General features: G+C 65.0%; 17 protein-coding genes, 1 tRNA gene and 2 pseudogenes. 9 read left to right on the top strand and 11 right to left on the bottom strand.

The genetic code is table 11. The features are described 5' to 3' along the window. Nucleotides 1–18: 18 nt before the first annotated feature. The gene (locus tag AC1DYL_RS07670) at nt 19–1,338 is read right to left on the bottom strand and encodes a hypothetical protein (RefSeq protein WP_477172677.1); all 1,320 of its coding nucleotides are present in this window, start codon (nt 1,336–1,338) and stop codon (nt 19–21) included. A 110-nt stretch (nt 1,339–1,448) separates the two neighbouring features. Here AC1DYL_RS07670 and AC1DYL_RS07665 point away from each other — a divergent pair, with 110 nt between their 5' ends. Then, nucleotides 1,449–1,784: a TfoX/Sxy family protein gene (locus AC1DYL_RS07665; RefSeq protein WP_477172676.1), complete on the top strand. Its 336-nt coding sequence runs from the start codon at nt 1,449–1,451 to the stop codon at nt 1,782–1,784. A 22-nt stretch (nt 1,785–1,806) separates the two neighbouring features. Here AC1DYL_RS07665 and AC1DYL_RS07660 read toward each other — a convergent pair whose 3' ends face one another. The 3 genes from AC1DYL_RS07660 to polA are packed head-to-tail and all read right to left on the bottom strand — an operon-like array spanning nt 1,807 to nt 5,672. Continuing rightward, entirely contained in the window at nt 1,807–2,256 is a 450-nt protein-coding gene (locus tag AC1DYL_RS07660) for a nuclear transport factor 2 family protein (protein ID WP_477172675.1), read from the bottom strand. 20 nt (nt 2,257–2,276) lie between these two features. Further along, the gene (locus AC1DYL_RS07655; RefSeq protein WP_477172674.1) at nt 2,277–2,756 is read right to left on the bottom strand and encodes a hypothetical protein; all 480 of its coding nucleotides are present in this window, start codon (nt 2,754–2,756) and stop codon (nt 2,277–2,279) included. Next, complete coding sequence (gene polA, locus AC1DYL_RS07650; protein WP_477172673.1) at nt 2,757–5,672, bottom strand: DNA polymerase I; 2,916 nt, start codon at nt 5,670–5,672, stop codon at nt 2,757–2,759. A gap of 134 nt (nt 5,673–5,806) precedes the next feature. On the opposite strand from polA, the gene AC1DYL_RS07645 reads away from it, so the two are divergent. The 4 genes from AC1DYL_RS07645 (at nt 5,807) to AC1DYL_RS07630 (ending at nt 11,612) form a co-directional block, all read left to right on the top strand. Next, nucleotides 5,807–7,321 carry a cupin domain-containing protein gene (locus AC1DYL_RS07645; protein WP_477172672.1) on the top strand — a complete coding sequence of 505 codons (1,515 nt, stop codon included), beginning with the start codon at nt 5,807–5,809 and terminating at the stop codon, nt 7,319–7,321. A gap of 76 nt (nt 7,322–7,397) precedes the next feature. Continuing rightward, complete coding sequence (locus AC1DYL_RS07640; RefSeq protein WP_477156892.1) at nt 7,398–8,375, top strand: NAD(P)-dependent alcohol dehydrogenase; 978 nt, start codon at nt 7,398–7,400, stop codon at nt 8,373–8,375. Between the two features lie 201 nt (nt 8,376–8,576). Further along, nucleotides 8,577–9,464, top strand: coding sequence for an SH3 domain-containing protein (locus tag AC1DYL_RS07635; protein ID WP_477172671.1), 888 nt, complete (start codon nt 8,577–8,579; stop codon nt 9,462–9,464). Nucleotides 9,465–9,665: 201 nt separating this feature from the next. Beyond that, nucleotides 9,666–11,612: a GTP-binding protein gene (locus AC1DYL_RS07630; protein ID WP_477172670.1), complete on the top strand. Its 1,947-nt coding sequence runs from the start codon at nt 9,666–9,668 to the stop codon at nt 11,610–11,612. 25 nt (nt 11,613–11,637) lie between these two features. Here AC1DYL_RS07630 and AC1DYL_RS07625 read toward each other — a convergent pair whose 3' ends face one another. Together AC1DYL_RS07625 and aqpZ are read right to left on the bottom strand one after the other, a co-directional pair. Next, the gene (locus AC1DYL_RS07625) at nt 11,638–12,291 is read right to left on the bottom strand and encodes a phosphoribosyltransferase (protein ID WP_477156889.1); all 654 of its coding nucleotides are present in this window, start codon (nt 12,289–12,291) and stop codon (nt 11,638–11,640) included. A gap of 160 nt (nt 12,292–12,451) precedes the next feature. Continuing rightward, the gene (gene aqpZ / locus AC1DYL_RS07620) at nt 12,452–13,168 is read right to left on the bottom strand and encodes an aquaporin Z (protein ID WP_477172669.1); all 717 of its coding nucleotides are present in this window, start codon (nt 13,166–13,168) and stop codon (nt 12,452–12,454) included. 414 nt (nt 13,169–13,582) lie between these two features. On the opposite strand from aqpZ, the gene AC1DYL_RS07615 reads away from it, so the two are divergent. Continuing rightward, nucleotides 13,583–14,287 carry a response regulator transcription factor gene (locus AC1DYL_RS07615; RefSeq protein WP_477172668.1) on the top strand — a complete coding sequence of 235 codons (705 nt, stop codon included), beginning with the start codon at nt 13,583–13,585 and terminating at the stop codon, nt 14,285–14,287. A 246-nt stretch (nt 14,288–14,533) separates the two neighbouring features. On the opposite strand, the pseudogene AC1DYL_RS07610 reads toward AC1DYL_RS07615, so the two are convergent. Next, nucleotides 14,534–14,965 (bottom strand): annotated as a pseudogene (locus tag AC1DYL_RS07610) (transglycosylase SLT domain-containing protein); the annotation flags it as partial. Between the two features lie 402 nt (nt 14,966–15,367). Further along, nucleotides 15,368–16,465 carry a Gfo/Idh/MocA family protein gene (locus AC1DYL_RS07605; protein WP_477172667.1) on the bottom strand — a complete coding sequence of 366 codons (1,098 nt, stop codon included), beginning with the start codon at nt 16,463–16,465 and terminating at the stop codon, nt 15,368–15,370. 153 nt (nt 16,466–16,618) lie between these two features. On the opposite strand from AC1DYL_RS07605, the gene AC1DYL_RS07600 reads away from it, so the two are divergent. The 3 genes from AC1DYL_RS07600 (at nt 16,619) to AC1DYL_RS07590 (ending at nt 18,197) form a co-directional block, all read left to right on the top strand. Beyond that, nucleotides 16,619–17,299, top strand: a complete 681-nt coding sequence (locus tag AC1DYL_RS07600) for a pseudouridine synthase (protein WP_477152262.1) — start codon at nt 16,619–16,621, stop codon at nt 17,297–17,299. A gap of 119 nt (nt 17,300–17,418) precedes the next feature. After that, a complete protein-coding gene (locus AC1DYL_RS07595) occupies nt 17,419–18,027 on the top strand; it encodes a hypothetical protein (protein ID WP_477172666.1) in 609 nt (202 codons plus the stop codon). A gap of 93 nt (nt 18,028–18,120) precedes the next feature. Then, nucleotides 18,121–18,197: transfer RNA gene (locus AC1DYL_RS07590), tRNA-Arg, on the top strand. 180 nt (nt 18,198–18,377) lie between these two features. On the opposite strand, the pseudogene AC1DYL_RS07585 reads toward AC1DYL_RS07590, so the two are convergent. The 3 genes and pseudogenes from AC1DYL_RS07585 to AC1DYL_RS07575 form a co-directional block, all read right to left on the bottom strand. Continuing rightward, a pseudogene (locus AC1DYL_RS07585) lies at nt 18,378–18,806 on the bottom strand (type 2 periplasmic-binding domain-containing protein); the annotation flags it as partial. 48 nt (nt 18,807–18,854) lie between these two features. Beyond that, entirely contained in the window at nt 18,855–19,025 is a 171-nt protein-coding gene (locus AC1DYL_RS07580) for a hypothetical protein (RefSeq protein ID WP_477172793.1), read from the bottom strand. Nucleotides 19,026–19,305: 280 nt separating this feature from the next. Next, a complete protein-coding gene (locus AC1DYL_RS07575) occupies nt 19,306–20,232 on the bottom strand; it encodes an SMP-30/gluconolactonase/LRE family protein (RefSeq protein ID WP_477172665.1) in 927 nt (308 codons plus the stop codon). Nucleotides 20,233–20,314 lie beyond the last annotated feature (82 nt).

The raw sequence follows: 20,314 nt of genomic DNA, 5'->3' as shown, positions 1-20,314 counted from the left end.
TGAAGTGACGGACCGAGGTTAGTGGCTCAGTTTGCGCGAGACCTTCCAGGCATAGTAACTCTTCTCCGCTCTGATATCTTCAGGCTCAGTCGCCCGTTCAACAAGCTTTGGTACTACGTTCGTTGCCAAATGGCCGCCACTAAGGGCTCCAAACGCTAGTGCTACTAGGTTGGAGACGCCGGATGTTGCTATTGTGGCCGTTATCCCAACGGCTGCTAGCGCTACTTCTTTGACCAGATCAATCTTGAATGTACGAGCACTTTTGGCCAATATCCGACTGATATTAGCACTAGAGGCCATTAGGGCGTCGTTCACATTAAGTCCCGACTTCAGACCTTCCTCAACAGTTGTTCTAAAGTCGTGGAGGTGATGCCACTCTTCCTCGCGAAATGAGATAACGTCATCCAGTTTTGCCCCAGAAATGAGGGGGTACTCCACATCTACGGACTTGCTGAACGTGCTGTCTCCAAAATGGCGACGAAGTATGCTCATGTGTTGCGTTGACGCGATCACATTTCCAACCCCAAACTCTGACGTCACGGAGCTCGACTTAACCAGGTCACTTGTTGTGTAGTGCGAGAACGGCCCAGCTATTCCTAGGGTCAAAACCTCATCACGCGAAAGTACCCGGTCGCTCTCGAGCTCGAATGGCACGTGCTTCTTGGCGATGTAGAAATTCGTCTCCTCGTGAGGAATGAGGTCGATCGGACCTCTCAAAACGAAATGACCGCGGCTACGCATGTATGAACTAAAATGCACCTGAACGCTGTCGGCGTAGTGCGACATCAGATCAAAATACATGTCGCGACGTGGAATTCCATCAGATTGCCCAGAGATCAAGATGTCCAAAGCTCTGTTAAAGCAATCGCGGCAGAAATTATGAGTTTGCTCGTCGACGAACGTGCACATGCCTCTATCTATAAGAGGCCGCAACAATAGCAGTTCGGCGACATGAAACGACACCTCCCGGAGGTACATCCGGCGCGAGGCTTGTCCCGATTTATTTGGTGGCGAGCTGACAAGTCGTCGGAATGGATTAAACAGAACAATCTCAGACGCGTAGATGGCGGCAAACGCAGCCGCTTGGGAGAGATTTTCGGCACGGCAGTCAAAGCCACTGCAGGGGTATGGTAGGCCGGACAACGCAGAGTTGGCGACAAATCTGTGCGGAGCATCGCTCTTAATGGGTCGGGGTAGCGAGGCCCATAACGCCACGCACATTTCACCTAATTTTGTGCTGCTATGGCTGGCCAGTTGCTGTTCAATCGTGGCGATGTCACCAACGGCCGCGAGGTCAACAAACTCATCTAGCACGGATAAGTATGAGGACTCGCTCATGGTGCCCACCCCTTTTCAAGTCAGTGTAGAGGTGGGCTGGTAGCCATGCAATCCGCGTACCCACCACATTAGACTACCGCTAGCAGGGAAGATTGTACTGGGTAGGGACAATGTCATCGCAGCAATCCACCATCGACTACATCCTCGAGCAGATCGCCGACGCCGGCTCCGTCTCGGCCCGCAAGATGTTCGGTGAATACGGGCTCTACTGCGACGGCAAGATCGTTGCGCTGGTCTGTGACGACCAGTTCTACCTCAAGCCGACGCCGGAGGGCCGGGCCTTCCTCCTTGACGCGGTGGACGAGCAGCCGGCCTATGCCGGCGCCAGGCCAAGCTTCCGGATTGCCGGGGAGCGCTGGGACGATGCGGACTGGATGGCCGAACTGGTGCGCGTGACCACCGGTGCCCTGCCGATGCCGAAGCCCAAGGCGAAGAAGGCACGCTAGGCGCGGGACCTGGCCGCCCGCCTCACACCCGCTCCACCCACTTTGCCCGCCATTCCGGCGCCGGGAATACCGGCGCGAAGAATGTCGTGGCTGAGGCCATGCGCTCGTCCCGGAGGCGGTAGAGCGAGACCACCCACCAGTCGGAGCCGTCGGGGTAGCGCACTTTCAGCGTGAAGGTGCCGGTGTTGCCGGCGCCCTCGACGGCGACGAAGGTGAAGCTGGGGGCCATCAGCTTCATGCCCGAGGCGGGATGCGTGCGGACGCTGTCGAGATCGTTGGCGACCCGGCCGCCGGCGTCGGGGTAGTTCGTAACGATGGCCCACAGATTGTCGAAGCCGTGCACGCGCTCGCCCGATTGCGGCCAGTCGGTGACGTAGTCGGGGGTGATGGCCGTGGCCATCAGCTCCCGGTCGGCGGTGTTCATCGCCTTGGCGAAGCGCCGCACCAGGGCTTCGTGGTCGAAAACGGTCATGGCGGGCTCCCCTGACCCTGTCAGCGCTCCTCGGTCCCGCCGCTTTCGCTGGCGGCGAGTGGCGCAGTGGTCTGCCGTTCGGCCCGGCTGAAGGCGAGCTGCCCGAGCCGGGCAAGCGCGGCATCCTGCGCCCCAAGGATAGCAGAAAGCGCCTCGTGCCGCATCGGGGCGGGCAGGTCTGGCGCGGACCGGGCCTGCTCGTACCCGGCATGGCCCATATAGGCGGCGGCGACGAGGCGCAGGTCGGTGGCGCTGAGCCAGGTGGCGAGCTCGGGGAGGAGCCGCTCGAACGTGCTGCGGCTCAGCGGCTGGTAGGCACCATAGTCGCGCGCCATGGCGATGTTGAGCCGGTTCATCTCGAGCTCGATGGTGACCGCCCGCGTGGCGTTGCGGGCGCTGCGGCGGAACTGCGCGCGCTGGATATAGAGGCCGACGAACAGCCAGCCCAGCGACCCGAACACCGCGCCGATTGCAGCGGGTATCAGTGTCGCTATCTCCATCTAATGCGCCCCGTCCCAATCCCGTGCCGCAGCCGCGTCCACCTTGATGGGCACGCTCAGCCGCACCGCCGGTTCGCTCGCCATTTCCATCGTCTTGACGATCACCGGGATGGCGCCGTCCTCTTTGCCCTCGTCCACCTCGAAGATCAGTTCGTCGTGGACCTGCAGCAGCATGGTGGCGTCGACGCCGGCGGCCAGCAGCGCCGGTTCCATGCGGATCATGGCGCGGCGGATGATATCGGCGGCGGAGCCCTGGATCGGGGCGTTGATCGAGGCGCGCTCGACGAAACTGCGCTCGGCCGGGTGCGATGAGTTGGCGTTGGGGAAGTTCACCTTGCGCCCGAAGATGGTCTCCACATAGCCGTCGGCTTTCACCTTGCGGCGCTGCTCGGCCATGTAGTCCTGGATGCCGGGGAAGCGGGCGAAATAGGTCTTGATGTACTCGCCGGCCTCGGAGCGCTCGATGCCCAGCTGGTTGGCAAGGCCGAAGGCCGAGATGCCGTAGATGATGCCGAAATTGATCGCCTTGGCGCGGCGGCGGATTTCGCTCGGCATGCCCTCGACCGGCACGCCGAACATTTCGGACGCCGTCATGGCGTGAATGTCGAGGCCCTCCTCGAACGCATCCTTGAGCGCCTGGATATCTGCGATGTGGGCGAGGACGCGCAGCTCGATCTGCGAATAGTCGGCGCTGATCAGGATCTTGCCCTTGGGCGCGACGAAGGCGGTGCGGATCTTCCGGCCATCCTCGGTACGCACCGGGATGTTCTGCAGGTTCGGATCGTTCGAGCTGAGCCGCCCGGTGAGCACCGAGTGCTGCGAATAGGTGGTGTGGACGCGGCCGGTGCGCGGGTTGATGTAGGTGGGCAGCGCATCGGTATAGGTGCCCATCAGCTTGGTCAGCTGGCGCCAGTCGACGATGGTGCGGGCGAGCGGAATGCCCTGCGTCGCCAACTCCTCGAGGACATCAGCGCCGGTCGACCAGGCGCCGGTCTTGGTCTTGGTGCCCCCGGGCAGGCCCATGCGGTCGAACAGGATTTCGCCGAGCTGCTTGGGGGAGCCGAGGTTGAAGTTGGAACCGGCCAGCTCATAGGCCTCGGCTTCTAGCGCCGCGGCGCGCTGGGCGAAATCGCCGGAGAGGCGGGAAAGGATCTGCCGGTCGACGGTGATGCCGCGGCCTTCCATGCGGGCCAGCACCGGCGCCAGCGGCCGCTCGATGGTCTCGTAGAGGCTGGTCATGTTCTCGGCGACGAGGCGCGGCTTCAGAACCTTCCACAGCCGGAAGGTGAGATCGGCATCCTCGGCGGCATATTTCGCCGCGTCCTCGATCGACACCTGCGCGAAGGTCTTCTGCGTCTTGCCGGTGCCGAGCAGCTCCTTGATCGACATGCCGGCGAGGCCGAGCCAGTGATCGCTGAGCTCGCCCATGGTGTTGAACTGCGGGCCATCGAGCGAATAGCTGAGCAGCAGGTTGTCGTCGAACGAGCGCACCTCGATGCCGTAGCGATTGAGGATGCCGAGGTCGTATTTGACGTTGTGAAAGAGCTTGAGGATCGAGCGATCGGCGAAGAGCGGCTTCAGCTGCTCGAGCGCGGCGCGGAGGTCCATCTGCCCCTCGGCCATGCCGCCGCCGAAAATGTCGCCGTGGCCTTCGGTGTGGCCTAGCGGCAGGTAGGCGCCGTTGCCAGGGGCGGTGGAGAACGAGATGCCGACGAGATCGGCGGTCTGGTTGTCGAGCCCGGTGGTCTCGGTGTCAGTGGCGACGATGCCGGTGGCATAGGCGTCATCGATCCAGCGCGAGAGGTGCGCGGCGTCGCGGATGATCTCGTATTTCGAATGATCGAGCGGGATCGCCTTGATCTTTTCGTGCTCGAGCTTGGCATGCAGCACCGGGGCGGAATCGGCGCGGCCCTCGGCCGATTGCCGCGCGGCGCGCGCTTCGGCCCGGGCGGTGTTGTCGAAGCCCACCGGCTCGGCGGGCTTGGCCGCCAGCTCCGGGTCGGCCGGCCAGGCCTCGGGATCGGCATCGAGCAGCACTCCGAGGCGCTTCGAGATGGCGAAGAACTCCATCGCCTTGAGGAACGGGAAGAGTTTTCCGGGCTCGACCGGCTGGCGCACCAGGTCCTCGAGCGGCAGCTCAACCGGGGTCTCGCGGTTGAGCGTGACGAGGCGCTTCGAGATGCGGGCGAGATCGGCGTTCTGCTCCAGCGCCTCGCGGCGCTTCGGCTGCTTGATCTGCGCCGTGTTGGCGAGCAGCGTCTCGATGTCGCCATAGGTGTTGATCAGCTCGGCCGCGGTCTTCACCCCGATGCCGGGGACGCCGGGGACATTGTCCACCGCATCGCCGCAAAGCGCCTGGACTTCTATGACCTTCTCCGGTCCAACGCCGAACTTTGCGAACACTTCATCCGAGCCAATCCAGCGCAAAGGCGGCTGTCCGGGGCGCGGAATCGTGTCGAGCAGCCGCACCGAGCCATCCGGCTCCACCAGCTGCATCAAGTCCTTGTCCGACGAAACGATCGTCACCTTGCCGCCGATGTCGCGCGCCATCGCGGTGTAGGTGGCAATGATGTCGTCGGCCTCATACCCCTCCATCTCGATCGAGGGCAGCCCGTAAGCCCTTGTCGCAGCACGCGTAAGCGGAAACTGCGGGACGAGTTCCTCCGGCGCCGGCGGCCGCTGCTGCTTGTACTCGGCATAAATCTCATCGCGGAAAGTCTTCGACGAATAGTCGAAGATCACCGCCATATGCGTCGGCTTGTCCTCGCCCGACAGGTCCTCGGTGAGCTTCCAGATCATGTTGCAGAAGCCGATCACCGACCCCACCGGCAGCTTGTCGCTCTTGCGCGTAAGCTGCGGCAGCGCGTGAAAGGCCCGGAAGATGAAGCCTGAGCCGTCGACGAGAACGAGATGCATGAAACGATTCCGGATGTTCGGGGCCGGACCTTAGCCGAGAAGCCGCCGGGGATGAACCCTGACGAACGCTGACACGAGACTTGCACCGCCGCGGCGAGCGAGGGCATGGTCCGGCCAGGAGTCTGGGAGTTGCCGTGACTAAACAAGCGCTGGAAGAAGCGGGGTATGCCGGGCCGGTTGGAGTGTTCGACGCCGAGGAGTGCGCGCGGATATTGTCGGGTTTTCGCGCCGAGGTGGGCAGGCCGAAGACCTGGATGAAGGGTTGGGCTGCCGCGAGCCCGGCCTTCCACCGGGTGGCGACCGACCCGCGCATCCTCGAGCTGATCCGGCCCGCCCTCGGCGATGACATCGTGCTCTGGGGCGCTTCGCTGATCGTCAAGGCCGAGAGCGACGTCCACCCGTTCCACACCGACGTCGAGTCGATGGCGCCCGAAGGCGGCTTCGTCACAGTGTGGATCGGGCTCGAGAACACTGACCGCTCGTCGGGCCTCAAGTTCGTGCCCCGCTCGCACCGCTATGGCGTCACCATCCAGCAGCTGAACCACCGCGCCGGCATCAAGCGGGAGCACAGCACCGACGAGACGACGCTCGCCGCGGCACGCCAGCACGACGCGGCGGCCGAGATCGTCCAGCCGGAGGTGCATGACGGGCAAGCGCTGGTGTTCGATGGCCGCATCTGGCACGGCTCGCACAACAAGACAAAATCTGTGCGTACGGCGCTGCTGATCCAGTATGCGCGGGCCGATCGCCCGGTACGGATCCCGAAGGGCTTCAACTGGCCGGTGGCGTTCCATCGGTTCCGCAAGCCGCCAGTGGTGGTGGTCAGCGGCAAAGGTCAGCCGGGGATCAACCGGATCGTCCGCGCCCCGCGACGTTCCAAGGCTATCGGCAATGGTACACACCTGTTGCCGGGCGTCTCGGCAGCCGGTGGCAAGCACTTTGCCTCGTTCCCGCACTTCTGGGGCGGGACCCCGGCGGTCAGCGACATCGAATGCCACAGCTCGATCCTTGCGCCCGGCGCCAGCCCGCATCCGCCGCACCAGCACATCGAGGAGGAGATCCTCGTCGTCGTGGCCGGCGAGGCGGAACTGCACGTTGCTGACGATGAGGCGGAAACCAGGAACGCCGAGCGCGTGCAGATGGGGCCGGGTGACTTCGCCTATTATCCAGCCCATGTGCATCACACGCTGGCCAACGTCGGTGATGGCCCGCTGCTGTATACGATGCTGAAGTGGGTCAACTACGGCAAGCCGCGGGGCCCTCGCGCCGCGCCACGCGCCTTCGTCAAGGCCGGCGACGCGATCCGCTCCGCCGAGCCGGGGATTGGTAGGCCACTGTGGCAGGTGCGCACTCGCTGGCTCAGGCGGCTGCAGGCACATGCCAGTATGATCGGGCCGGGCGAAGGCTATGAGCCGCATGCCGATCGCTATGACGTGGCAATCGTGCTGCTCTCGGGCAGCGTCGAGACGCTGGGGCGCCCAGTGTCGGCCCCGGCGCTGCTCTATCATCCGGCCGGCAAGCCGCACGGCATCCGCGCGATCGGAACCGAACCGGCCAGGTATCTGGTGTTCGAGCTCGACGGCCGGCCAAGTCCGTTCGCCGGGCTGGCCCGGCTGCAACACCGCCTCGGCAGCAGACCGCGGCGCTAGTCCGGCCTGCGCGCCACAGATTGCATTTCATCTGCGCCTCCCCATCTCTTCGTCATCGCGATGCTGGGGGCTTGGGATGCGAGCAGCTGTCTATCGATCGTTTGGCGGGCCGGAAGTGGTGCGGGTGGAGGAACTGCCCAAGCCGCTGCCGAAGGCCGGCGAAGTGCTGGTGCGGGTGCATGCCGCGACGGTGAGCGTCGGCGACTACCGGATGCGCACCCGCGATCTGCCCAAGGGGCTCGAGTTCTTCGGTCCGCTGACCATCGGCATCTTTTCGCCGCGGAAGAAGATCCTCGGCATGGACTTCGCCGGCACCATCGAGGCGGTGGGCGAGGGCGTGACGCGCTTCAAGGTGGGCGACGAGGTCGTGGGCCTGACGGGCATGAAGTTTGGCGGGCACGCAGAATATGTGACGCTGAAAGAGACTGAGGCGATGGTGCTCAAGCCTGAGGGCTGGAGCTTCGAGAACGCCGTGGCGCTGGTCTTCGGCGGCCACACCGTCGCCGAGTGCATCCGGCGCTGCACCATCAAGCCGGGCGACGAAGTGCTGGTGAATGGCGCGTCGGGCGCCGTCGGCACGGCCGCCGTGCAGGTGGCCAAGTATTTCGGCGCCACGGTGACGGCGGTGACCAGCGGCGGCAATGCCGAGCTGGTGCGCTCGCTCGGGGCCGACCACGTCATCGACTACAAGACCGAGGATTTCGCCGCCAACGGCAAGCAGTACGACGTGATCTTCGACTGCGTCGGCAACGCGCCGTTTGAGCGGGCGGAGAAGTCGCTGAAGCCCGGCGGGGCGCTGCTGTTGGTCATTGCCGACCTCAAAAGCATGCTGCAGGCCGGCAAGAACAGCCGCAGGAGCGGCAAGCGCGTAATCCCGATCAGCTTCAAGCCCAAGCCCGAGGATGTCTCCTTCGAGATGGAGCTGGCGGAAATCGGCGCCATGCAGCCGGTGATTGACCGGACCTACGAGCTCGATCAGGTGGCTGAGGCGCACAGCTATGTGGACACGGGGCGCAAGCGCGGCAGCGTCGTCCTCAGGCTGGCAGCAGCCTGAGGTGCTTCGTGCCAGCAATCATGGCAATCCCGGGCCCGTCAAGGCATTGCCCAATTTGAGTCGCTTTCGGGACGAAGTTTCCACAAGCTTCTTAATCATAGTGCCGGCATGAACGGGGCATTCGATAAGCTTAAGCTCGTCGCGAACCTTCCGCGTTGGGCGACATCTCAGCAGGTACTGGGCCGCGTGGGCGTGCCGGCCATGGCGATCGTCGGCGTGGGCGCCATTGCTGCGATTCTGTTTGGCCTGCAATGCGGTGGACTGGACCGATGCTTTGCCGGCAACGCGCCGGCGGCCGTCGCCAGCCTCGCGCCGGAGGCGGCTCCGGCTGCCGTCGAAACCGCCCTGGCGGCAACGCCGGCGGCCGCGGTGACCGAGGTCGCCATGACAGAGCCCGAGGTCGCTGAGGTGCCCGTTACCAAGGTTCCGATGAACAAGACGCCCGAGGTGGCGGAAGGCGTCGTGAAGGCGCAGCGGGTCGACCAGATGATCGGTAACACCTTCGTGGCGCTTGCCTCCGACGATGCCGGCTGGCTCGCCGGTGCTGCGGCCAACGCTGCAGCCGATGCCGAAACCTACGCCGAGGGCGACGGCGCCGGACCACCGGTGCCCGAGGACGACGAAACCGCCGCGGAAGCCGCGAGCGCCATCGCCGCCGGCGAAACGCCGGTGCAGCCGCTCGAGCGTCCGACCCCGCTCGACGTTGCCGCCTTTGCCGAGAACTCTGCCGAAACCGCCGCGAATGTGAAGGCCGAGGCGCAGCAGAAGCTCGCCGAGGTGGCGAAGTCCGCTCCGAAGGCCGAGCCTGAGCCCGAGCCGACCAAGAAAGCCGAGCCGGTTGCCGAGCCGGAGCCTGTAGCGGAGCCCGAGCCTGAGCCCAAGAAGGTCGAGGTTGCGGCGGCAGGCGACACCCGCACGGTGGCGGGCGCCGGCGTCAACGTGCGTTCCGGCCCGGGCAAGTCGAACGGCAAGGTGTTCGGCCTCGCCGGTGGCGAGAAGGTCATGGTCGGTGAAAACCAGCGCGGCTGGCTGAAGATCACCGACGACCAGGGCCGCACCGGCTGGGTCTACAAGGACTACCTGAACTAGCGCGCCGCGCCCTGGCACCATCGAGCCACAGCCCCGACGCTTCACATGGGGGAGGCCGGGAGGGGGCCGTCTGCCGGCAGCTTGCCCACCCCCTCCGCCCCGTGCTCTAACACCCGCACGTGAAGCCCATGGAGATCGCAATGCCCCGAGTCATGTTCATCGAGAAAGGAGCCCTTCCCCAACTTGAGAACGTGACGCGCAATGCGAACACTGAACCTTGGGATTCTGGCGCATGTCGACGCCGGTAAGACATCTCTGACTGAACGGCTGCTTTACGCAGCCGGTGTCATCGACCGCATCGGAAGCGTCGATGACGGCAATACCCAAACCGATACGATGGCGCTGGAGCGCCAGCGCGGCATCACCATCAAGGCCGCGGTGGTGTCGTTCGTCGTCGGCGACACCAAGATCAACCTGATCGACACTCCCGGCCACCCCGATTTCATCGCCGAGGTGGAGCGGGTGCTGAACGTGCTCGATGGCGCCGTGCTGGTGATCTCGGCGGTCGAGGGCGTGCAGGGCCAGACCCGCGTGCTGATGCGGGCGCTGCAACGGCTCGGCATCCCCACGCTGATCTTCATCAACAAGCTCGACCGCGCCGGCGCCGACCTCGAGCGCACCCTTGCCACCATTGCCCGACGGTTGACCGCCGACATCGTGCCGATGGGCGAGGCGCGGGACCTCGGCACGGCGGCCGCTAGCTTCGAGCGCGGCTTCCGGCGGAACCTCGCCGAGCAGCTCGCCGAACATGACGAGGCGCTGCTCGCCGACTATGTCGACGGCCGCGCTCTCCCGTCCGAACGCCTGTGGCAGGTCCTGGTGCAGCAGAGCCGCAAGGCCGAGCTGCATCCGGTCTTCGCCGGCTCGGCCATCACCGGAGCAGGGGTGGACGGCCTGCTCGCCGGCCTCACCGACCTGCTGCCAGCGGCGGGACGCCCTGCCGACGGCCCGCCCTCAGGCACCGTGTTCAAGGTCGAGCGCGGGCCGGCGGGGGAGAAGATCGCCTATGTGCGGATGTTTGGCGGCGCCATCCATACCCGCGACAGGCTGCCCCTGCGCGGCGGCGAGGCCAAGGTCACGGCCATCGAGGTGTTCGACCGCGGCGGCGCGGTGCGGCGCGATGCGGTGGTGGCCGGCGAAATCGCCCGGCTGCGCGGCCTTGCCGGGGTGCGCATCGGCGACAGCATCGGCAGCGTCCCACGGGCGCTGGCGCAGCATTTCGCGCCGCCGACGCTCGAAACGCTGGTGGTGCCGTCCCGCCCGGCCGATCGCGCCGCGCTCTGGGCCGCGCTTGGCCAACTGGCCGAGCAGGACCCGCTGATCAACCTGCGCAAGGATGACCTCCGCCAGGAGGTGTTCGTCTCGCTTTATGGCGAGGTGCAGAAGGAAGTGATCGAGGCCACGCTGCGCGACGAGTACGGCCTCGCCGTGGCGTTCCGCGAGACCACCATGATCTGCGTCGAACGCCCGCTTGGCACGGGGGCCGCGCTCGAGACCATCTTCAAACCGCCCAACCCGTTCCTCGCCACGGTCGGTATCCGGGTCGAGCCGGGTCCGATCGGCTCGGGCATCGACATCCGGCTCGAGGCCATCTTCGGGGCGATGCCGGTGGCATTCTATGAGGTCATAGAACAGTCGATCAGCGAGACGCTGCGGCAGGGCCTCAATGGCTGGCAGGTGACCGACGCGGTCGTCGGCGTCACCCATGCCGGCCAGAAGGCGCCGATGACAGCGGCGGGCGATTTCCGCAACCTGACGCCGCTGGTGCTGATGGAAGCGCTGCGCCTGGGCGGCACCGCGGTGTGCGAGCCGATCCACCACTTCCGCGTGGATGTGCCGTCCGATGTGCTGGCTTCGGCATTGTCAGTGTTGGCGCGGCTCGATGCATTGCCGGGCCAGCCCATACTTGAAGGGACGAGCTATGTCGTCGAGGGCGAGATCGCGGCGGCACGGGTGCACGAGCTGCAGCAGCTGTTGCCGGGGCTGACCCACGGCGAGGGTGCGCTCGAAACCGCCTTTGCCGGCTATCGCCCCATAGCCGGGCCGCCGCCGACGCGCCGGCGTTCCGACAACAACCCGTTGAACCGCAAGGAGTACCTGCTGCATGTGCAGCGGCGCGTTCCCACCTCCATTGGAGAAGACAGATGAGTGACGGTCGCGTGGCGATGGTCAGCTAGCCCAGGAGCCCCGCCACATCCTCGTCGCCGAGCTGGCCGAAATGCCGGTAGTGCAGGCTGACCGCGAGGAAGGGCTCGGGGGTCTTGAGGCAGATCAGCATGTCGGCTTCCTGCGCTAATTGCTCGATAGCGTCTGGCGGCCCCACCGGCACGGCGAGGATGATCTTCTGCGCGCCCGAAAAGCGCAGAGCGCGGATGGCGGCGCGGGCGGTGTTGCCGGTGGCGACACCGTCATCCACCACCACGCAGATCCGGTCCTTGACCGGGATCGGCTGCCGTCCGCCGCGCCAGGTCAGGCGGCGGCGCTCGATCTCTGCCAGTTGCCGCGCCTGCTCGGCTTCGAGATAGCCGGGCGGTGCATCGGTGAGATGCATCATGGCCTCGCTGACCACCAGCTGCGGCTGCGCGCCTTCGGCCACGGCGCCGATACCGTATTCCTCGTGCCCCGGCGCGCCGATCTTGCGGACCAGCAGCAGGTCGAGCTCGGCCCCGAGCGCCGTCGCCACCTCCCGCGCCACCGGCACGCCGCCGCGGGGCAGCGCCAGGATCAGCGGATTGTCGAGATGCAGCGCCGAAAGCTCGGCGGCCAAGGCCTGGCCGGCCTCATGCCGATCGGTGAAACTGGGTTCGATGCCGTTCTGCGAAAACATCGCCGCGCATCCAGCCGGAGTGGATCGAGGGGGTAACGCAGAGGGGTGGCGGCGGGTTTCACCCGTGGCCTACAACGGCCGGCTCGGCACCGACTGCAACAGCAATAGAAAATGGCCGGTCTCCCGGCCCCCCGTTGATCTCGTCGACAATAGCGGAGCCTTACTCGACCTGGCCGATACCGGCCGGCGACTCGCCGGGCGACAGCACGTACTTCCAGATCGCGGCGCCGATTGCCGCACCGATCAGCGGCGCCACGATGAACAGCCAGACCTGCGAGAGGTGCCCCTGCTGGGAGAAGATCGCTGCGGCGATCGACCGGGCCGGGTTGACCGAGGTGTTCGACACCGGGATCGAGATCAGGTGGATCAGCGTCAGGCTGAGGCCGATGGCGATCGGCGCGAAGCCGGCCGGCACCGCCTTGGCGGTCGAGCCGAGGATGACGATCAGGAAGAACGCCGTGAGCACCACTTCGGCAACCAGTACCGCGGTGAGCCCGTAGCCGCCCGGCGACAGCGCATCATAGCCGTTCGAGGCAAAGCCGCCCGGCGTGTAGCCGGCAGTGCCCGAGGCGATGATGAACAGCACTGCCGCGCCGGCAATGCCGCCGATCAGCTGTGCCACCCAGTACGGCACCAGGTCCTTGTAGGCGAAGCGGCCGGCGATCGCGAGGCCGAGCGACACCGCCGGGTTGAAGTGGCCGCCCGAGATGCCGCCCACGGCATAGGCCATCGTCAGCACGGTGAGGCCGAACGCCAGCGACACGCCGACAAAGCCGATGCCGACCTCCGGCACGCCTGCCGCGAGGATCGCGCTGCCGCAACCGCCGAATACAAGCCAGAATGTGCCGAATGCTTCGGCCGATAGTTTTCTAAACATGACGCTAGCCCTTTTGGAGACGTTCCCACTCAGCGACTGTTAGGCGCACTCGCGCCGATCGTGAATCGCCGCGCCCGGGTTTTGCACCGTTGTTGTCGTCGCGCCGGGCCAGCCGACATAAGGTTCCGCGCGCGCCGCGCCTCTTGCGGGCCGTGTTCGGCTGGCATCCGGTTTTAGCTGCACTGCAAATGCAGACTCCGATGTTCAGCATTTCAAATGCCACACAGAGGGACTTCCTATTTGATTAAAATAAGACAACCTTTGATGATCGTTATCACCCCAGCAAAATGCGTCGAACACTGCGCGATTAGGTAACGGGACGGTTACTGTGCATTGTCAGCCTGCTGTAAGTCGTGTTCTAATACTTATGTGGACGCGATTCGAGGGTACGGGGGTGAGCCTCGTTACCTACTGGTGTCGGCACTGACCGGCAGCAGCTTTGACCTGAACCCAGGTGGCAAAGTGGATAGACTTGCGGACTCGATACCCTACAGGCCCTATCTCAACAGAGATCGGCTGATCTATTTGACGCATCCGGATCCACGGATATCAAAAGGACTGTGCGACGAGTTCATCGCACAGGGCTTTCAGGTGTCAATGGTGCCCGATGTTCTTGGCCTCACCCGGCTGATGGCGCTGCGGCGCCCGGATCTGGTGATCATGCCGCTGTGCAACGACGAGCGCGACATGGGCGATGCACTGGACGCGCTGGCCGCCATCCGCGGACAGCATCTTGGCATCCATGCCTTCCTGCTGGCTCCGCCCGATGTGCGGGCCGAGATGGTCGTGGCTGCAATGAAGCACGGCGCGAGCTCGGTATTCTCCCCGCCTTATCCCCCGGTCGAAGTTGCCGTGGCGGCGCAGGAGATTTTCCGGGGCGACATCCATGTCGAGCAATCCAAGGACGGCCCATCCACCGTCACGGTGAAAGGCTTCGGCACGCTCACCTACCGCGAGCGGCAGATCCTGCAATATGTCGTCGACGGCCGCACCAACAAGGAGATCGCCGTCGACCTCGGCCTCTCCTATCGCACCGTCGAAGTGCACCGCCGCCATATCATGGAAAAGATCGGCGCCCGGAACACTGCCGAACTGGTGCGGCTCGCCATCGAAAGCTGAGCTCGACAGCAAAATACCTCCCGGGGGCATCTCGGGGGGTACACGCGGCGCCCCCTCCGACGCCGCCCGGCTCCACCGGCATCATGCTCCGCCTCGATGCGGCACAACTGCTCGCGATGGCTCCCGAACAGGCCTGACGCTTTGCGGACAATGATGCCGGTGGTGCCGCTCTTCTTGCGGGCATCTCTCTGCCCAAAGGGCGGATGAGGGGCCTGTCACGGCGAGTGCTCGCGCTGGATCGAGCGGTCAGCGCAGCCCGGCTGCGTCCAGCAGCCCAAGCCGCTTGGCATCGTAATAATAGCCGCGCGCGTAATACCGCACCGCGCCGTCGGAATTGTAGCCGGCGGTGACATAGGCGCCGCGCAGGTACTTCACCGCATATTTGAGGTTGGTCTCGGCATCGAGTAGGCCCGACGCGCTGCCGCGATAGCCCATCGTCTTGGCCGTCTCATGCCGGATCTGCATCAGCCCGTAATACGGCCCGTTGCGGGCGCCGGGGTTGAACCCGCTCTCGCGCTGCACCACCCGCCGCACCAGCGATTCCGGCACGTCGTAGACGCTGGCATATTTGGAAATCAGCCCGTCGACCCCGGACGACGAGGTGCGGACCGGCGCTTCGGCGAATGCCATCGGCAGGAAAGCCTCGTCCTCGGGCCGAGTTTCCGGCACCGGCGCCACGGCAGCAACCGCCGCGGGCCTCGCCGGCTTGAACGCCGGCAGGCTCGCCATCGAACAGCCAGCCACAAGCGCCGCGACAGCGGGCACGGCAAGCACGATGCGCATGGCGCGAGAAAGAGCAGGGCCCCTGAACATAAGTTTCTATTAACAGAAGCTTTTGGCGGGGGGAACCCGGGGCGTTTTCACTGTATTTGAGGGATCACCGGCCCTGCAGAAACGCGCCTTCTCCCCTTGTGGGAGAAGGTGCCCGAAGGGCGGATGAGGGGTTCTCTCCGCGCATGCTATCGCTCGTCGCTTCGCTCCGATCGCGCAACCCTGGGTTGCGGGACCCCTCATCCGGCGCTGCGCGCCACCTTCTCCCACAAGGGGAGAAGGCAAACCGATGATGGACGCTGCCGGCGGCTAAGCGATCACCGACTCCATGAGCGGCGCCGGCCGTTCCACCGGCGTCGTGATGTCCACCGCCCGCCGCTCCCGGCTCGCCGTCTCGAACGCTTCCATCACCTCGAGCACATGCAGTGCCAGGTCGCCCGAGGCGCGGTGCGGCCGGCCTTCGATGATCGCATGCGCCATGTCGGCGACACCCAACGAGCGATAGTTCGCGTCGGCATAGGGCAGGGTGTATGGCACCACCGTCCATTCCTTCTCGGTCGCCGCCCGCGTCTTCACTTCGCCGCCGAACATGTTCGGGTCGGGCACCAAGACGCTCTGCTTGGTCCCATAAAGCTCGAACGGCAGGTGCGCATGGCCGGGCACGTCGAAGCTCAGCGTCACCTGGATGATGGCGCCGGATTTGAACTGCAGCAGCCCCGCCACATGCGTCGATACCTTGACCGGCATCAACTGGCCCTTCTTGGGCTCCGAATAGATCGGCCGCTCCTTCTGCGGCGTGGCGCTCATCGCCTGGACGCTCGCCACCGGGCCCAGCAGGTTGATGAGGTCGGTAATGTAATACGGCCCCATGTCGAGCACCGGGCCGCCGCCGACATCGTAGTAGAACGCCGGATCGGGGTGCCAGCGCTCGTGCCCCGGGCAGGCGAAGAACGCCGAGCCGCCGACAATGTCGCCCACCGCGCCGCTATCGAGCAGCGCCCGCGCCTCCTGGTGCGCCCCGCCGAGGAACGTGTCCGGCGCCGAGCCGACCCGCAGCCCAGCCCGTGACGCCGCATCCGCCAGCTTCTTGCCCTCGGCATAGGTGATGCCCAATGGCTTCTCGCTATAAACGTGCTTACCCGCCGCGATAGCGCGGAGGCCGACCTCGACATGGGCCCGCGGGATGGTGAGGTTGACGATGATCTCGACCTTGGGATCGGCCAGCAGTGCCTCCACCGATACCGCCTTCAGCCCAAACTCGGCGGCCTTCTTTTCCGCCACCTCTGCCTTCATGTCGGCGATGGCGATTACCTCGAGCACCGGGAAATCCCGCATCGCCTTGAGGTACTGGCTCGAAATATTGCCGCACCCGATAATGCCCACGCCAACGCGACGCTTGCCGTCCATAGTCACAATCTCCATCCCTTGCCGGTAAGTCGGCCGACCCGCCAGAAATGGGGCGCCGCTCGATCTTGGCGCCAGCATCGCCGCAATCGGCGTCGATTTCCAGTGGGCATGAGGTACGTAACGCAAGGTTTCTCACCGCCGCCCGATCCTGCTATGAGCGGCGCGATGCTCAATCCCGTCCCCACCAGCTACGACTATCGCCCGCCCACCGAGCCGTGGCTCGACGTGATCCACGCCGACGACGATATCGTGGTGCTCAACAAGCCCTCGGGCCTGCTTTCGGTCGCCGGCAAGGACCCGGCGCTGGCCGATTGCCTCGAGGCGCGGGTCAAGGGCCGCTGGCCCACTGCCGCCATGGCGCACCGGCTCGACAAGGACACTTCCGGCGTCCTGGTGATGTGCCTCAACAAGAAGGCGCTCGGCCATGTCGGCCAGGAATTCGAGCAGCGCCGGGCGAAAAAGTCATACGTGGCAAGGGTCTGGGGCGACGTCGAAGCCGACGAGGGCCGCGTCGACCTGCCGCTCGCCACCGATTGGGAGCATAAGCCGCGCCAGCGCGTCGACTACGAGCGCGGCCGGCCGAGCGTCACCGACTGGAAGGTCGAGACCCGCGAAGGCGGCATTACCCGGGTGCGGCTCTACCCGCTCACCGGGCGCACCCACCAGCTGCGCGTCCACATGCTCGAACTCGGCCATCCGATCCTCGGCGACCCGTTCTACGCGACCGGCGACGCTCTCGCCGCCGCCGACCGGCTGCAGCTCCACGCCGAGGAACTGGCCTTCAACCACCCCCAGGGCCACTGGGTCAGCTTCCGCGTTCCGGCGCCGTTCTGAGCGATTCCGGTCAGTTCCGTCGTCACGAAATCGTCACGGGAGTGCCAGAATCCGGTCCGAAACGGGCCATTTGCGCCTTTTAGCGTCGCCATTGTCTCAACCCGAGCTCGGAGAGAACGATGAGCGAGATCAAGGACCGGCAGGACGCCGTCTCCGATATCGACCCGATCGTCGCCGCCCTGGCAGACGACACGTCCGCCGCCGCGGCCGTCGAAGGCTTTACCGAAGCCGGTGAACCGGTCGAACCCGCAACGGCAGCCGTGACCGGCGACCTCCCGGATACCGACGCCGACACCGACGTTGCCGCCAGCGCCGCTGCGGACGGCGAAGCTGTCGCCGACATGGGCGGCGTCCTCGAAACCGAGGCCGACCTCGCAGCCCAGTTCGACGCCGCGGCTGAGGAGCTCGAGGAAGCGGAGGTTGAGGTCATGGAGGCCGGACCAACCGAGCCCGTTCTCGCCGGCACCGCCGAGCCCAACACGGCCGCCTACGCGGATACCGTTGTCGAACTCGAATCGTCGGTCAGCGACCTCGATGCTGATGCCGACGACGACGGCCCGCTGCTGGATGGCGACCTCGAGGACGGCATCGCCTCGGTCTTTGCGGCGTTGCACGCTGCCCGGCAGGACGCCGAGCCGATCGAGCCGCTAGGCGATCTGGAAGCCGCCGACGGCGTCACCTTCCGCCTGCTCGGCGAACTCGACCGCCTCTGGCACCGCGCCGCCTGATCGCAACCCGCACCGCTGCCTCGGCCCGTCACCAGCGGGCCGAGCCAACCCGTCTTGCACTCGTCGCACCAATCGCCTATTGCCTTCTCCGCTGCACCCGTAGCTCAGCTGGATAGAGCGCTGCCCTCCGAAGGCAGAGGTCATGAGTTCGAATCTCGTCGGGTGCGCCAATCAACTGTTTGAAATTGCTTTATTAATACCCTTCATGAGGTGATGCTGATTGCCTCTTTCGAGGGCAGGGTAACACCGGGGTAACACCGGCACGCACTTTCACAGGTCTCGCGCGTCCGCTTCTGGCCCAACGGACATTAAGCTGCTTGATGTGCGCCCAGTTCAGCCCCTCGCCTAGCCTATTCGTCTCGGCCGAGCGGTCTCAGCACATCAAGTACCAGATTGCGGAACCATACGTGTGCTGCATCAGCAGCGTTGCGCTTGTGCCATATGAGAAAGATTCGCCCCGACCCTAACGGAACAGGGGCCCGGTAAATGTCGAGCCCGAGCCACGGAGCCATCCGCTGTGCAAGCGGCTCGGGAAGAATCCCGACCGGATTGCTGTCGATCATCACGCTGCAAACCCCGCCCATGGTCGACAGCGTGACCACCACGTTCCGTTCGCGGCCTAGTTGCGTCAGCGGTGCGTACGTCATTGCCTTGAGGTTGCCCTCGGGCGAGAAGACCGCATGCCCAAGATCGCAGAAGAGGTCTATCGGTATTGTGTCTCCAGGCACTATGCCATTGCGCATGAGGCGTGGATGTCCCTGCCTGGCAATGACGACGAAGCGGCCTTCGAACGTAAAGGCGCAGCTTGTCGAGCCGGTGGCGCGCGATCATATCGCAACGCTTGATCGGCGTAGACTTGGTGCTCCTGCCCAAAACACAGCAGTTTCCCGCCTGGGTCGAAAGCGCACCAACGGCACTTCCAGGCTCTTCGCATAGTCCGTTGGCACAATTCTCTGCTCTTTGCGGACGGACAGGGGATCACCCAGCGACGCACGCAACCGATTGAGCGATGACGAGACAGCCGGTTGCGAGAGCCCGACCCGCTCTCCAGCTGCCGAAGCCAAGGCACTGGTGCCAGAGGTTCAAGCCCAGTTCGACCTGGTCTGGGCGCGCCTTGCCGATGCGCCCGTCCGCCTGTCGAGCATGCAATGCGTGGCGTTGGCTGGTGAACTCTTCCGGTTCTTCAAGAACACGCTCGGCGACACACCCGAAGTCGAGGCTGATTTGCGGCGACGCTGGCTCGGCTATCTGGACGCCTCAGTCCCTGGAGATCGCTCCTCAAATCCGCAACACACCGTTCGCTGTAACGAAGACGGAATAGAGCGACGTGGTTCCGCAGATCAGTAGCCGGTTGCGTTTGGGCCCTCCAAAAGTCAGGTTGGCTACCAATTCGGGGATCAGGATTTTGCCGAGGAGCGTGCCGTCGGGATCGTAGCAATGGACCCCGTCGGCGGCGCTGGTCCACAGGCGCCCGTTGGTGTCGACGCGGAAGCCGTCGAACAGGCCGGCGGTGCAAGTGGCGAAGATCCCGCCACCGGAAAGCTGCCCGTCATCGGCGACCCAGAACTTGCGGATATGGCGTGGACCGTCCGCACGATGCGATGCGCCGGTGTCGGCAACATAGAGGACCTTTTCATCCGGGGAGAAGGCGAGACCGTTGGGCTTTTCTATATCGGTGGTCATTTGCGAGACGCCGCCGGTGGCGGGGTCGACGCGATAGACATGCGAGCCGCCGATCTCCTCGTCGCCATAGTCGCCTTCGTAGTCATGGCCGATGCCGTAAGTGGGGTCGGAGAACCAGATCGAGCCGTCGGATTTGACCACGACGTCGTTAGGTGAATTGAAGCGCTTGCCGGCGAAGCGGTCGGCGATGACTGTGACGGTGCCGTCGTGCTCGGTGCGCGTAACGCGACGGGTGAGGTGTTCGCAGGTGACGAGGCGCCCTTGGAGGTCTGTGGCGTTGCCGTTCGAGTGGTTTGAGGGCTGGCGGAACACCGAGACCGAGCCGTCGGTTTCGTCCCACCGCAACATGCGGTTATTGGGGATGTCGGACCAAACCAGATAGCGACCAGCGGCGAACCAGGCCGGACCTTCGGACCAGCGTGCCCCCGTCCAGAGCCGCTCGACACGGGCATGGCCGACGAAACAGCTGTTGAAACGCGGATCCAGCACCTGGAAACCGGTTCCCTCGATCTCGCCGAACATGAGAGCCTCCCTTCTCGCTTCGCCGAAAAACTCTGGCGCGTGTGTGTATTTATGTTATCGATATCAGCAGAACAAGTCGTTA

It is taken from the genome of Devosia sp. P1_H9 (genome assembly GCF_056405135.1).
This window is presented reverse-complemented; position numbering and strand designations above follow the sequence as displayed.